At 56.9% G+C, this 13560-nt stretch carries 11 protein-coding genes and 1 pseudogene; 7 read left to right on the top strand and 5 right to left on the bottom strand.

What is annotated here, in order from left to right; translation table 11 throughout:
- Positions 1–175: 175 nt before the first annotated feature.
- Entirely contained in the window at positions 176–1111 is a 936-nt protein-coding gene (locus WLO31_RS04950) for a quinone oxidoreductase family protein (protein WP_435929369.1), read from the bottom strand.
- Positions 1112–1183: 72 nt separating this feature from the next.
- On the opposite strand from WLO31_RS04950, the gene WLO31_RS04945 reads away from it, so the two are divergent.
- Positions 1184–1663, top strand: coding sequence for a MarR family winged helix-turn-helix transcriptional regulator (locus tag WLO31_RS04945; protein WP_435929367.1), 480 nt, complete (start codon positions 1184–1186; stop codon positions 1661–1663).
- A 71-nt stretch (positions 1664–1734) separates the two neighbouring features.
- Here WLO31_RS04945 and WLO31_RS04940 read toward each other — a convergent pair whose 3' ends face one another.
- The 3 genes from WLO31_RS04940 to ybbA all read right to left on the bottom strand — a co-directional run bounded on the left by WLO31_RS04940 (position 1735) and on the right by ybbA (position 6237).
- A complete protein-coding gene (locus WLO31_RS04940; protein WP_435930511.1) occupies positions 1735–2874 on the bottom strand; it encodes a porin in 1140 nt (379 codons plus the stop codon).
- Between the two features lie 265 nt (positions 2875–3139).
- Positions 3140–5554 (bottom strand): putative ABC transporter permease subunit YbbP, encoded by a 2415-nt coding sequence (gene ybbP, locus WLO31_RS04935; protein WP_435929366.1) that lies wholly within the window; start codon positions 5552–5554, stop codon positions 3140–3142.
- On the bottom strand, positions 5551–6237 hold the full coding sequence (gene ybbA, locus WLO31_RS04930; RefSeq protein WP_435929365.1) for a putative ABC transporter ATP-binding protein YbbA: 687 nt from the start codon (positions 6235–6237) through the stop codon (positions 5551–5553). The genes ybbP and ybbA overlap by 4 nt, the downstream gene beginning before the upstream one ends.
- Here ybbA and tesA point away from each other — a divergent pair.
- From tesA to WLO31_RS04905, 5 genes are all read left to right on the top strand, one after another.
- Entirely contained in the window at positions 6208–6834 is a 627-nt protein-coding gene (tesA, locus tag WLO31_RS04925; protein ID WP_435929364.1) for a multifunctional acyl-CoA thioesterase I/protease I/lysophospholipase L1, read from the top strand. The genes ybbA and tesA overlap by 30 nt on opposite strands.
- A gap of 28 nt (positions 6835–6862) precedes the next feature.
- Positions 6863–7633 carry an SDR family oxidoreductase gene (locus tag WLO31_RS04920; RefSeq protein ID WP_435929363.1) on the top strand — a complete coding sequence of 257 codons (771 nt, stop codon included), beginning with the start codon at positions 6863–6865 and terminating at the stop codon, positions 7631–7633.
- Positions 7634–7690: 57 nt separating this feature from the next.
- Entirely contained in the window at positions 7691–8545 is an 855-nt protein-coding gene (locus WLO31_RS04915; protein ID WP_435929362.1) for a co-chaperone YbbN, read from the top strand.
- Positions 8546–9353: 808 nt separating this feature from the next.
- Complete coding sequence (locus tag WLO31_RS04910; protein ID WP_121265468.1) at positions 9354–10268, top strand: SPFH domain-containing protein; 915 nt, start codon at positions 9354–9356, stop codon at positions 10266–10268.
- Positions 10265–10711, top strand: coding sequence for an NfeD family protein (locus tag WLO31_RS04905; protein WP_435929361.1), 447 nt, complete (start codon positions 10265–10267; stop codon positions 10709–10711). The genes WLO31_RS04910 and WLO31_RS04905 overlap by 4 nt, the downstream gene beginning before the upstream one ends.
- Here the strand turns inward: WLO31_RS04905 and cueR are convergent.
- On the bottom strand, positions 10708–11118 hold the full coding sequence (gene cueR, locus WLO31_RS04900; protein ID WP_435929360.1) for a Cu(I)-responsive transcriptional regulator: 411 nt from the start codon (positions 11116–11118) through the stop codon (positions 10708–10710). The genes WLO31_RS04905 and cueR overlap by 4 nt on opposite strands.
- Before the next feature lie 292 nt (positions 11119–11410).
- On the opposite strand from cueR, the pseudogene WLO31_RS04895 reads away from it, so the two are divergent.
- Positions 11411–13558, top strand: a pseudogene (locus WLO31_RS04895) (TonB-dependent receptor plug domain-containing protein).
- The last annotated feature ends 2 nt before the right edge of the window (positions 13559–13560 follow it).

The raw sequence follows: 13560 nt of genomic DNA, 5'->3' as shown, positions 1-13560 counted from the left end.
ACAAAAATAATCTCCTACAGAATCCCGATGATTCAGTAGCTTTCGCACTAACCACATCGTAATAAACGCTATTTGTATTTAAGGCTGATATAAACCCTACAGCGGGAAGTCTCGTTCACTTCCAATTAATAGCAATTCTTTTAGATTTCCCCCTGACATCCAGTCCACCTTTTTATCAGAGGGTAAATATCGTCCGGCAGCGGCTGTCATCCTCTGACCAGGCGCTTTCCACTTCATCCAGCGGGCGTGGCAGGAACGGAATGGAGAAATCATTGCGCGTTGCCGCCTGCAGAAGTTCACCTACACAGGCTAACAATTCTGCGTCTGAAACGCTGCCCAGTCCGCTTCCCATCAGCGTCAGCCCGGAAGAGCGCAGCAGTTTACTGTGCAACGAAATTTCCTGCCCGCTGAGTGAACCAATCTGCACAAACCGCACGTTTTTTTCCGCGCCGGCAACGGCCGCGGTCATGATATCAAGCGCGCTCTGGCCCCAGAGATAATCCAGCACTACGTCAATGCCTTCAGCCATTAAGGCGGGTAATTCAGATGAGAGGGTATCCAGCGGCAGAGTGATATCCGCCCCCTCTTCATGCAGTTTTTTCAGCACCTCCTTGTTCCGGCCCGTTGCAATAATCTTACCGGCGCCAAGACAGCGTGCGATTCTGATTGCCAGGCCGCCCGACGTGCCGGTTGCGCCATTGATTAAAACAGTTTCGCCCTTACGCAAATGCGCCCGACGCGTTAACGCCGCCCAGGAGGACATGCCGGGATTGGCAATTGCCGCAGCGAGCAACGGATCGAGCGTTGCAGGTAAGGGCACGAAATTGTCGCGCGCCACCAGAGTTTTCTCCGCCATGCTGCCCCAGGGAGCGTCAAACGTCAGGAAGTACACCGGGTCGCCATTGGCCAGGTAACCCGTACCGTCAATGCCGGGCACAAAGGGACAGACTGCCGTCGAACTGTAATGCGTTCCCGCCGCGCGCGCTTTGGCCAGCTGGCTTATCGCGGCAGCTTTAACGGTAATGATGACCTGCCGTTCATTGGCCTGTGGATCGGAAAACTCACCGTATACCGGCTTGTCTCCTGCCTTATTAATAATCGCTGCCTTCATAGAGAGCCTGCCTTTAGCTGTCGTTAATTATGTGTATAATGCACACATTATTCTTCACTGCAGAAGGCGTCAATGAAAAGAGTGCAAAATACACATAATGGCGATGATTTTTCTGAACTGCATGATGCTTTACTCGCCCTTGTGGGGACGTTTAACCGCCCGCAACGCGATGAAGTAATGATTAAAGCGTCCACCATTCAGCTCGATCGTGCTTTGTTTCCGCTTGTCGTTCAAATCAGCCGCTTTGGCCCCATTGGTATAGTCGAACTGGCAGACAGAGTGGGCCGTGATTACACAACGGTCAGTCGCCAGGTGGCAAAACTTGAAGCAGCCGGCCTGGCACGGCGGCAGAAAAACGCGAAGGATAAAAGGATCAATGAGGCCGCCATAACCCCGGCAGGCAGAGCGATGACCGATAAAATTGATGCGGCACGGGAAAAGATCTATGAGAAAGTTTTTCTGCACTGGCAGGCAGAGGATCGTGTGGAACTGGAACGATTGCTTAAAAAGTTTGTTAATGACTTTACTGCGCCAGAATATGAAAAAAAATAATTGATGAACCGCCATGCCTGACTCAGAAGGTTCACAGGGCGGGCAGCCAGCTGCCACCCGCCAGGACACAATCAGAAATCGTAACGCAGACGCACCAGGTTCATATCGCCCAGGTTGTCGGTGCTGGAGGTGAACACGTGTTCGTAATCCACCTGGAAACCGTAATCCAGCTTAAAGCTCACGCCCACGCCGTTATCAATGCGCTGATAGTTGCGGCCGTTGATGTATTCGATGCGGTCGCCCATAAAGTAAGGCTGCACGGATTTCAGCGCGTACTGGCCAACCGGAACGGTGTAACCCGCGAAGTATTCCACGCCCCAGGCATCGCCCGCGAAGTAGTTGTTCACGTCGACCTTTTTGGTGGTCATAAAGTTCTGATACCAGCCGCCGCCGACGCTGAACGTCCAGGCATCCGGTTTCCAGCTAAGCGCGGTGCCGAGGATGTTCTGGTCGTAGGTTTTGCCGTCGCTGTTGCCAGGGTTGCGCATTTCCGCGCGGGTATAGTTCCATGCCGCGCCCCAGGTTAAATCAGGGGTCAGATGGTAATCCACGCCCAGCGAGCCGCCGCCTTTACGCTTGTAGCGCAGGCCGTTGCCCGGCAGGTATTCGCCGTCTTCAAACAGGTAAGACGCGTAAACATCGGCATCGCCAAAGGTATTTTTGTACTTCAGCATTTTACGGGAACGATAGGAGCCGTCGTAGTCGCCGTTGATGCCGTTGCCCGGCGCCTGGCCTATCATGTCGTAATCCCAGATATCGGTTTTTGCGCCAACCACATCGTAGTACACGCTGTTCTGCTGACCGAAGGTTAACGTACCCCAGGTTTTGCTTTTCAGGCCGGTATAGAGCATACGGCGGGAAGTATCGTTCGCGCCTTCCGCATAGTGATTATCCCAGTCAAAGACGGCTGGAATATTAACGCCCAGTTCGTAATAGCTTATCCAGCTGATATCGTCGAACAGATAATAATCGGCCGCGAAACGGAAACGCGTCCCGCCGTCAAAGCCGTTACGCTTATAAGAGCCTTTGTCGCCGTCGCCGGTCATCATATTGAACTGCGGGCGAATACTGCCGCCAACGGTAAAGTTCAGGCGACTTAAAGGATTGCCCGCCTGTGGGTCCTGTTTTAATACTGTAATTTCAGCGTTAGCGGCAAAAGAAGCCAGGCCTAAAGCCAGGCCAGTCCCCACCAGCCGTGGAAGAACGCGCATTTTTCTTTTCATGAGTAAACCTTAGTAACGGTATTTTTTGTAAGCGCGGGAATATTACCGTTTATTTATGACGTCAGGTTTTTCATTTTTAATGATTTGTGCGTTTAAATATCGAGTATTTTATTAATAGATATTACAAAAATTTGAAAAAAAGCTAAAAATATGCGCTGGCGCAAAAGATATCGAAATATAATTAAGTTTATAACGCAAGTGTTTTGGATGGACGCTGTTATCAATAAGAACAACGTCCACCCGCGACAGGTTATTAAGCAACAAACTGGCGGAACAAGGCTTTGCCTTTCAGTAGCCTGATCCCCAGCCAGCCGCCGCACAGCGAGAGAAGTAGCGCGCCGGCGATCGGCAGAATTGCCCACAGCCGCCAGTCCGGCGCCCAGGGGAAATCAAACACTTTGGTTTGCAGCATGCCCGACGCGGTTTCGGCGCCCATGGCCGCCACCAGACCCGATACCAGCCCCAGCACGGCGAACTCGCACCATAAAGTCGTTCTCAGCAGTCTTTTCCCGGCCCCTAAAGTCCGGTAAACCACCAGCTCCTGATGGCGCTGACGCATGCCTACCTGCACCTGAGCCAGCAGCAGCAGAACGCCGCAGGCGGTGACCAGCACCACCATCACTTCCAGCGCGCGGCTCACCTGCTCCAGCACCTGCCCGACCTGACGCAGGATAGCGCCAATATCCAGCAGGCTGACCGTCGGGAACTCCCGGTTTAGCTGCGTTAACAGGTCGTTGCCGCCCTCCCAGCGAAAGCTGGTCAGCCAGCTTTGCGGCTGGTTGTCCAGCGCGCCCGGCGGGAAGATAAAGTAGAAGTTAGGCCGCAGGCTTTCCCAGTCTACTTTACGCAGGCTGGAGACTTTTGCGCTGAAATCCTGCGTATCACCCATAAAGGTGACGGTATCGCCTAATTTGATATTCAGCCGCTTCGCCACGCCCTCGTCCATTGAAACCTCACCCGCTGCTGGCGGCCAGCTTCCAGCCAGAATCGGGTTATGATCCGGCTTCTGGCTCTGCCAGGTCAGATTCAGCTCGCGATTTAGCGCTTCGTCCGGATTCCCCTCGGTGGGCTTACCGTTTATCGCCGTCATGCGCGCCCGCACAATCGGATAGAAAGATTCGGGGGCGACCTGATGCCCGGCCAAAAACGCCTTCACCGGCTGCACCTGCTCGCTGGCGATGTTCAGCAGGAAATAGTTCGGACTTTCGGGCGGCAACTGCTGCTGCCAGCGGTCGAGCAGATCGCCGCGCAGCACCAGCAGCAGGGCCAGCAGCATGAACGACAGCGAGAACGCCGCCAGCTGGCTTAGCGTCGTCCACGGCTGGCGCAGCAGACGGTTCACCGCCAGACGCAGCGCGAGGTGCTTTACCGTCAGCCTTTTGAGCAGCTTCAGCACGCCCCAGCCGACGATGCCGCACAGCGCCGCCAGCACGACGGTTCCGGCGAGCACCGCCCACAGCATCATGCTGGCGCCCATGAGCAGCGCCAGTAAAAGCACGACAACGATACTGACGACCGGCAGATAGATCTTCAGCGGCCAGACGTTAGCCTCCGCATCCCGACGCAGCACGCGCAGCGGCTGGGTAGCCAGCAACAGGCGATAAGGACGCAGCCCGACCAGCAGGGAAATCACCACCATCGAGCCTACCGCCCAGACCCAGGGCCACAGGCTTGCTGGCGGAAGCTGCGCCGGCAGCACCGGTTTTAACAGGCGCATCAGAACGGCTTCAAATATCATCCCGGCCGCGCCGCCGGTAATAGCGGCAAGGGCGAGCACCATCAGCCACTGGCCGATAATCAGCTTACGCAGCGCCGCCCGCCCCGCCCCGAGCGTTTTCAGAATGGCGACTAAATCGTAACGGCTGCGGCAGTAGTGGTTCATCGCCACCGCCACGGCGGCCACCGCCAGCAGCAAGGTCAGCAGCGCGGAAAGCAGCAGAAATTGCTGCGCGCGTACAAGGGATTTACCCAGCGCGCCGTCGTCCTGTTCCATGCCGGACCAGCGCTGTTCCGGCTTCAGTTTCGGCAGCAGATAGTTTTCATAAGCTTCTATCTGCTGTGGCGTGCCGCCAAATTTGTAGCGCCATGAGATGCGGCTGCCCGGCTGTACCGCTCCGGTTTTTTCAACGTCGGCCAGGTTCATCATCAGCCGCGGGGCCATCTGGAAAGGGTTGAAGCCGGAATCAGGCTCCTGCACCACTTCGCCGGCAATGCGCAGCGTGGCATCGCCCACGTCCAGCGAATCCCCGACTTTCAGCTTCAGCAAAGCCATTAAACGCGGCGCCAGCAGCACGCTGCCCGGCTCTGGCTTCAGGCCCGGCGGGCTGGTTTCCAGCTTGCCGTACATCGGATAGACGGCGTCCACCGCCTTGACGCTCGCCAGCTGCGGCGTGTCGCCCGCGAAGGTCATCGTCGCGAAGGTGAGCTGTTTGCCTACCTTCAGGCCGTCTTTATGCGCCTGATCCAGCCACTCCTCCGGCACGGCGCGCGCGCTGCGTAACGCACGGTCGCCCGCCATAAAATCACGGCTTTGTTGATTAAGCCCCTGCTCCATGCGGTCGCTTATGTTGCCCAGCGCCAGCACGCAGGCCACGGCAAGGCTCAGGGCCAGCCAGACGATCGGCAGCGAGGGCGAGCACCATTCGCGCCAGAACCAGCGGGCAATCATGCTTCCTCCCACAGTTTGCCTTCGCGCAGGCGCAGACGGCGGTCGCAGCGGGCGGCCAGCTGCTCATCGTGGGTGACGAGAATAAGCGTGGTGGCGAAGTCGCGGTTGAGGGAGAAGAGTAAATCGGCGATGCGATCGCCAGTTTGCCTGTCCAGGTTGCCGGTTGGCTCATCGGCAAACAACACGGCGGGACGCCCGTTAAACGCGCGCGCCAGGGCAACGCGCTGTTGTTCCCCGCCGGAAAGCTGCGCCGGAAGATGCTGCAGGCGTTTACCCAGCCCAAGCTGTTCGAGCAGGGCTTTAGCCTGCGCGCGGCTGGCGGAATCATGCCCGCCGCGTAGCAGCGCGGGTAGCTCGACGTTTTCCAGCGCGTTTAAGGTTGGCACCAGCATGAACGACTGAAACACGAAACCAACATTTTTAGCGCGCAGCGCAGCACGCGCCTCTTCATCCATACTGTGCAAAGGTTGCCCGCAGAGGTGCACTTCGCCTTCGCTGCCGTCGTCCAGCCCGGCCAGAATCGCCAGCAGCGTGGATTTCCCCGAGCCGGATTCGCCGATTAACGCGATGGTCTGCGCCGGTTTGACAACCAGCTCAACTCCGGTAAGGATGGAGAGCCGATGTTCCCCCAGACCTACGGACTTACTAAGACGATGAACTTCAACAATGTTTTCCGCTGGCATTTGCCCTTCCTGTTTCTGGCTTTGATGACCTTCCGTGCCGCCGCGGCGGACACGCTGTTGATTCTGGGTGACAGCCTGAGCGCCGGTTATCGCATGTCGGCGACCGCCGCCTGGCCTGCGCTGCTGGAGAAGAAATGGCAGCAGCAAAACACCAGAGTAATAAACGCCAGCATCAGCGGCGATACGGTACCGCAAGGGCTGGCGCGCCTGCCCGCGTTGCTGAAACAACATCAGCCGCGCTGGGTATTAATTGAGCTGGGCGGCAACGACGGCCTGCGCGGTTTTCAGCCGCAGGCTATCGAAAAAAGTTTGCGGCAGATAATTACCGACGTGAAGGCGGCGAACGCGCAGCCTCTTCTGATGCAAATACGTCTGCCGGCAAACTATGGCCGTCGGTATAATGAGGCGTTTAGCGGTATTTATCCGCAGCTTGCCAAAGAGTTCGCTATTCCTCTGCTGCCCTTTTTTATGGAGGAGGTTTATCTGAAACCGCAATGGATGCAGGATGACGGCATTCACCCTAACAGCGATGCTCAACCGTTTATCGCCGACTGGATGGCGACCCGTCTGGCTCCTTTAGTTAATCACGACTTATGAACAATCGGGGCACCCCTCGGGTAAAGTTATGCAAAAATCTATCTTAATAACAGGCTGTTCCAGCGGTATTGGGCTGGCATCTGCAAAAGAGTTGCAGTCGCTTGGCTACCGCATTCTGGCCGCCTGCCGCAAACCCGAAGACGTTGAGCGCATGAACCAGGCCGGTTTTACCGGCGTGCTGCTCGATCTCGACTCGCCGCAAAGCGTGGAGCGTGCGGCGGCAGAGGTCATCGCGCTGACCGGCAATCGCCTCTACGGGCTGTTTAACAACGGCGGCTACGGCGTTTACGGGCCGCTGCAAACCCTTTCACGCGAACAGCTGGAACAGCAGTTTTCCACCAACTTTTTTGGCGCGCACCAGCTCACCATGCTGCTCCTGCCCGCCATGCTGCCGCACCGCGAAGGCCGCATCGTGATGACCAGCTCGGTGATGGGGCTTATCGCCACGCCGGGGCGCGGCGCCTACGCCGCCAGTAAATACGCGCTGGAAGCCTGGTCAGACACCTTGCGTATGGAGCTGCACCACAGCGGCATTAAGGTCAGTCTGATAGAGCCAGGCCCAATCCGCACGCAATTTACCGGGAACGTAAATCAGACGCGCGCCGACCAGCCCGTTGAAAATCCCGGCATCGCTGCACGCTTTACGCTTGGCCCCGAGGCGGTGGTTGAAAAAGTGCGCCATGCTTTTACCAGCCCACGACCGAAATTACGCTATCCGGTAACGCTTGTCGCCCACGCGATGGCCTGGTTGCGCCGCCTGCTGCCGGGACGCGCGCTGGATAAAATTTTACGTGGTTGAGTTGAAGAGAAGCCAGCCGCCCCCATGTAAAAACAAATCGTTATAAGAGAGTAAGCCATGTCAGCCCACTATATTATCGACATCACCGAAGCGAACCTGCACCAGACCCTGGAGCAATCCGTTACCACGCCGATCCTGTTTTACTTCTGGTCGGCGCGCAGCCAGCACTGCGAAGAACTGACGCCGGTGCTGGACAGGCTCGCCGCGCAATATCAGGGGCAATTCATTCTCGCTAAAGTGGATTGCGACGCAGAACAGATGGTCGCCTCCCAGTTCGGTTTACGCAGCATCCCGACGGTTTACCTGTTCCAGAACGGGCAGCCGGTTGACGGTTTCCAGGGCCCGCAGCCTGAAGAGGCGATTCGCGCCCTGCTGGAAAAAGTGCTGCCGCGCGAAGAGGAGCTGAAGGCTCAGGAAGCCATGCAGCTTATGCAGGAAGGCAAGCACGCGGAAGCGCTGCCGCTGCTGAAAGAGGCCTGGCAGCTCTCTAATCAGAGCAGCGAAATCGGCCTGCTGCTGGCGGAGGTGCAGATTGCGTTAAACCGCAGCGAAGATGCCGAAGCCGTGCTGAAAACTATCCCGTTACAGGATCAGGATACGCGCTACCAGGGTTTGGTCGCGCAGATCGACCTGCTCAAACAAGCTGCCGATACGCCTGAAATCCAGCTGCTGCAACAGCAGGTTGAGCAGGATCCGGAGAATGCGCAGCTGGCAAGCCAGCTTGCATTGCAGCTGCACCAGGTCGGGCGTAACGAAGAAGCCCTTGAGCTGCTGTACACCCATCTGAAAAAAGATCTGGGTGCCGCAGACGGGCAGGTGCGCAAAATGCTGATGGAGATCCTTGCGGCGCTCGGCACCGGCGACGCGCTGGCGTCTAAATACCGCCGTCAGATCTATTCTTTGCTTTATTAATCCCTCACTGGAGAAGCGTCGGGTAAGCGTCGGGTGGCGCTGACGCTTACCCGACCTACGAATCCAGCCTGTCGGGTGGCACCTGCGTTTACCCGGCCTGCGAATCCAGCCTGCCGGATGGCGCTGGCGTTTACCCGACCTACGAATCCAGCCTGTCGGGTGGCGCTGGCCTTGCCCGACCTGCGAATCCAGCCTGTCGGATGACGCTGGCGCTTATCCGACCTACAAATCCGATCTGCCGGGTAGCACTGACGCTTATCCGACCTACGAATCCGGTCTGTCGGATGGCACCTGCGTTTACCCGACCTGCGAATCCGATCTGTCGGGTGGCACCTGCGCTTATCCGACCTGCGAACCCGGTTTGTCGGGTGGCGCTGACGCTTACCCGACCTACGAATCCAGCCTGTCGGGTGGCACCTACGTTTACCCGACCTGCGAATCCAGCCTGTCGGGTAGCGCTGGCGCTTATCCGACCTACGAATCCGGTCTGTCGGGTGGCGCTGGTGCTTACCCGACCTACGAACCCGGTCTGCCGAGTGGCGCTGGCGTTTACCCGATCTACAAATCCGGTCTGTCGGGTGGCGCTGACCTTGCCTGACCTGTGAAACTGCATTTGCCTGTATTGTAGGGTGGATAAGCGCAGCGCCATCCACCGGAGCCATGCACTGCCAGGCTTACACGACCTGCAAATCCCCTTTTCACGGCAAAAAAAGTTATTTCCAGAAATAACCGATATCAGACATAGAAGTCACTGAATGTTTCCGTGCCAACGGTTAAACTAACAGCAAAACAACCAGGAGGTTTTTTGATGTTAATCGTGATCCCCGTACTTATCCTCGTCGCGCTGATAATCGTCGGTGCCGGGGTAAAAATTGTTCCTCAGGGCTACCAGTGGACCGTGGAGCGCTTTGGTCGTTACACCAAAACCCTGATGCCGGGCTTAAGTCTTGTGGTGCCGTTTATGGACCGCATCGGCCGTAAAATCAACATGATGGAGCAGGTGCTCGATATCCCTTCCCAGGAAGTCATTTCCAAAGATAACGCCAACGTCGCCATTGACGCGGTGTGCTTTATCCAGGTAGTCGATGCGCCACGCGCCGCCTACGAAGTCAGCAACCTTGAGCTGGCGATCATCAACCTCACCATGACCAACATCCGTACCGTGCTCGGCTCCATGGAACTCGACGAGATGCTCTCCCAGCGTGACAATATCAACACGCGCCTGCTGCATATCGTGGATGAGGCAACGAATCCGTGGGGCATTAAGATCACCCGTATCGAGATCCGCGACGTGCGCCCGCCGGCTGAACTGATCGACGCCATGAACGCCCAGATGAAGGCAGAACGTACCAAGCGTGCCTACATCCTTGAAGCCGAAGGTATTCGCCAGGCGGAAATCGTCAAGGCCGAGGGTGAGAAGCAGTCGAAAATTCTGAAGGCCGAAGGCGAACGCCAGTCGGCATTCCTGCAGGCAGAAGCCCGTGAACGTAGCGCCGAGGCGGAAGCCCGCGCCACGCAGATGGTCTCTGAGGCTATCGCCAAAGGGGATATCCAGGCGGTGAACTACTTCGTCGCGCAGAAATACACCGATGCGCTGCAGCAGATTGGCTCGGCGAATAACAGCAAGGTGGTGCTGATGCCGCTGGACGCCAGCAGCCTGATGGGCTCCATTGCCGGTATCAGCGAGCTTATCGCGCAAAGCGGCAACGAGCGTAAAAAATGATAGCCTTACTGCTTACCCATCCGCATGTCTTCTGGCTGACGCTGGGCGGACTGCTGCTGGCGGCAGAGATGCTCGGCGCCAGCGGTTATCTGCTGTGGAGCGGCGTGGCGGCGGTTTTAACGGGGCTGCTGGTGTGGCTCCTGCCGCTGGGCTGGGAGTGGCAGGGCGTTTGCTTCGCCCTGCTGACGCTGGTGGCGGCCTTTCTCTGGTGGCGCTGGCTGTCGACCCGCAGGCAGCAGGAGCCGGGTGAAGTGCTAAACCAGCGCGGACACCAGCTGGTAGGCCGTCATTTACGTCTGGAGACGGGGCTGGTCAACGGACGCGGGCATGTGCGAGTCGCCGACAGCTCCTGGCCCGTAATGGCAGATAGCGATTTGCCTGCGGGAACGGAGGTCGTTGTCGTCGCCGTTGAAGGCATCACGCTAAAAGTTCAGGCGCGTTAGCTTGTCCGCTGGCGATGGCAGCAGCCGGAAAGGTTGTCGATGATCGGGCAATCGGCGCTGTCATCGCCGGGGCAGGATGCCGCAAGCGTAAGCAGCCGCTGGCGCATCGCCTGCAGTTCGCCAATATGTTTTTCAATATCCGCCACTTTTTGCAGCGTGCGGGACTTCACGTCTGCACTGTGGCGCGCGGGATCGTTAAACAGGTTCACCAGCTCGCGGCACTCTTCCAGATTAAAACCAACCTGGCGCGCCTGACGCAGCAGCGTAAGTTCATCAAGCTGTTTTTGCGTGTAGGTCCGGTAACCATTTTCGGAACGAAACGGCGTCGTCACCAGCCCCTTCTCTTCATAAAAACGAATCGCTTTGCTGGTTAAGCCGGTCTTTTTCGCCACGTCGCTGATATTCACACATCCTCCCGTAGGTTGTTTTGACGCAGGGTTTCATTATAACGCACATCCTCTCAGCTTCTTATCCTCCGGTATAGCAACGCATTTATTTGTGTTCAGGCCTGATTAACTCCTTATTACTGCATGGGTTACAGGCGATCTTTCTCACATTTCTCTCTTTCCCTGGCGCATTCAGTTGATGCAGATCAAGAGGTGCATTGTTACCGCTTCTGTCACATTGAACTGAGGGAGGCGCTTTTATATAAATGCGAATGATAATGATGATCATTAACATACGCATTAGGGGCTTATTATGTTGCCAGGGATCAGACAAAGGCCGTTAATTCTTTCCGCACTGACACTTTATTTCTCAGGTGCGGTTTCCGCAGCCAGCGCCGCTACAGCACAGCCTAAAATACCCAGTGATGACACGATAGTCGTCACCGCTAACCGCTCCGAGAGCAGCCTTTGGGAAAGCACAGCGACGATGCAGGTCGTCGACTTTCAGACGCTGCAAAACTCGACCAGCGTCTCCATTGCCGACGATCTGCAGGACATTCCCGGCGTTGAGGTTACTGATAATTCACTGGCGGGCCGCAAGCAGATACGCATTCGCGGCGAGGCCTCTTCGCGCGTGCTGATTTTGATTGACGGCCAGGCCGTCAGCTACCAGCGCGCCGGGCAAAACTACGGGGCCGGTCTGCTGATCGATGAATCCTCTCTGGAGCGTATTGAAGTGGTGAAAGGCCCCTACTCGGTGCTTTACGGTTCGCAGGCCATCGGCGGCGTGGTGAACTTCATCACGAAGAAAGGCGGCGACAGACCGCTTGCCGGGAGTATTAAGGCCGTCTACAACTCCGCCACCGCGGGCTGGGAAGAGTCGGCCGCCGCCTGGGGCAGCACTGGCAATTTTGACTACCGTATCAACGGTAACTACTCAGATCAGGGCGATCGCGACACGCCGGACGGAAGACTGCCGGAGACCCACTTCCGCAACAACGGCCAGGGCGTCTGGCTGGGCTACAGTTTCGATCGACACACAATCGGTTTATCACTCGATCGCTACAAAACCTCCACACAAACCTGGTTTGACGATTCGGGCAGTGAATATGACCAGTTCAGCGTGCGCATCCCAAAACTTGAGCGCGAAAAAGTCGGCGTGTTCTACGACTACGACGCGGGCGGCGATTACCTGAAAAAAATCCATCTCGATGCCTACACCTAGACCATTGAGCGCAAGTTTGAAAACCGGGTCAAAACCACGCAGGCCATTCCCAGCCCGATGATTCAGGCGCTGACGGTGAACAATCAGACCAACACCAATGACAAGCAGTACACGCAGGGCGTGACGCTGCAGAGCAACTTCTCCCTTCCGGCGGAAAACGAGTTGGTCATCGGCAGCCAGTATCAGCATGACAAAGTAAAGCAAGTCACTAACAGTAATACGCGTCAAACAGCGGCGACCGGCTTTTTTGATACGCAAACCAGCAGCCTGGCAAAAATTGAGGCTGAGCAAAGCAACGCCTCCGTGTTTGCCCAAAACGACTGGCGCTTCGCCGATGGCTGGACGTGGACCCTTGGCGCGCGCCAGTACTGGCTCTCCTCCAGACTCAATCGCAACGACAGCCGGACGATACAGGACGTCACGGCAAGCTATCAGTCCGCCGGTGGAAATTCCGCGCATGACAGCGAGCAGGTCACCTCAACTAGCCTGCGCTATTCGGGCTTTGAAAATCTTGAACTGCGCGCTGCGTACGCCCAGGGATATGTCTTCCCGACGCTGACTCAACTGTTTATGCAAACCTCAGCAGGCGGCGGGGTGACCTACGGCAATCCGGAACTACGGGCGGAGCACTCCAACAACTACGAGCTGGGCGCCCGCTATAACGGCAATCTGTGGCTGATTGACGGAGCGGTTTACTACTCGGAGGCCAAAGACTATATCGCAAGCCTCTCCTGTTCGGGCAAACCTGTTTGCAACGGCAACAGTACATCTTCGCGAGGCGGTTATTACTACTACGACAATATCGATCGCGCCAAAACATACGGCATGGAGCTGTCGGCGGAGTACAACGGCTGGGCCGTCTCCCCTTACCTGAGCGGCAATCTCATTCGTCGGCAGTTCGAAGGTAACACCGTTAAAACCTGGGATACCGGCGAACCAACGCTGACCGGACGCGTGGGCCTGAAACATACGCTGCTGCTGAATGTCGCCATCATGACTTCAGATCTCTTTATCCGCGCCGCGTCCAGCGCCAAAGACAGCACCGGCAGTACCGAAATTAACTATCCGGGCTGGGCCACGCTGAATCTCGCGTTTAACACCGAGTTTGGTCCGCAGGATCGGTATCAGGTCAACCTGGCGCTCAACAACCTGACCGATAAACGCTACCAGACCGCACATGAAGCTATTCCAGCGTCGGGCTTCAACGCGGCGATTGGTTTTGCATGGAATTTCTGACG

Source organism: Dryocola sharpae, assembly GCF_051307055.1.
GTDB lineage: Bacteria > Pseudomonadota > Gammaproteobacteria > Enterobacterales > Enterobacteriaceae > Dryocola.
Note: the sequence above shows the minus strand (reverse complement) of the source record. Positions and strands in the feature narration are given on the sequence as shown.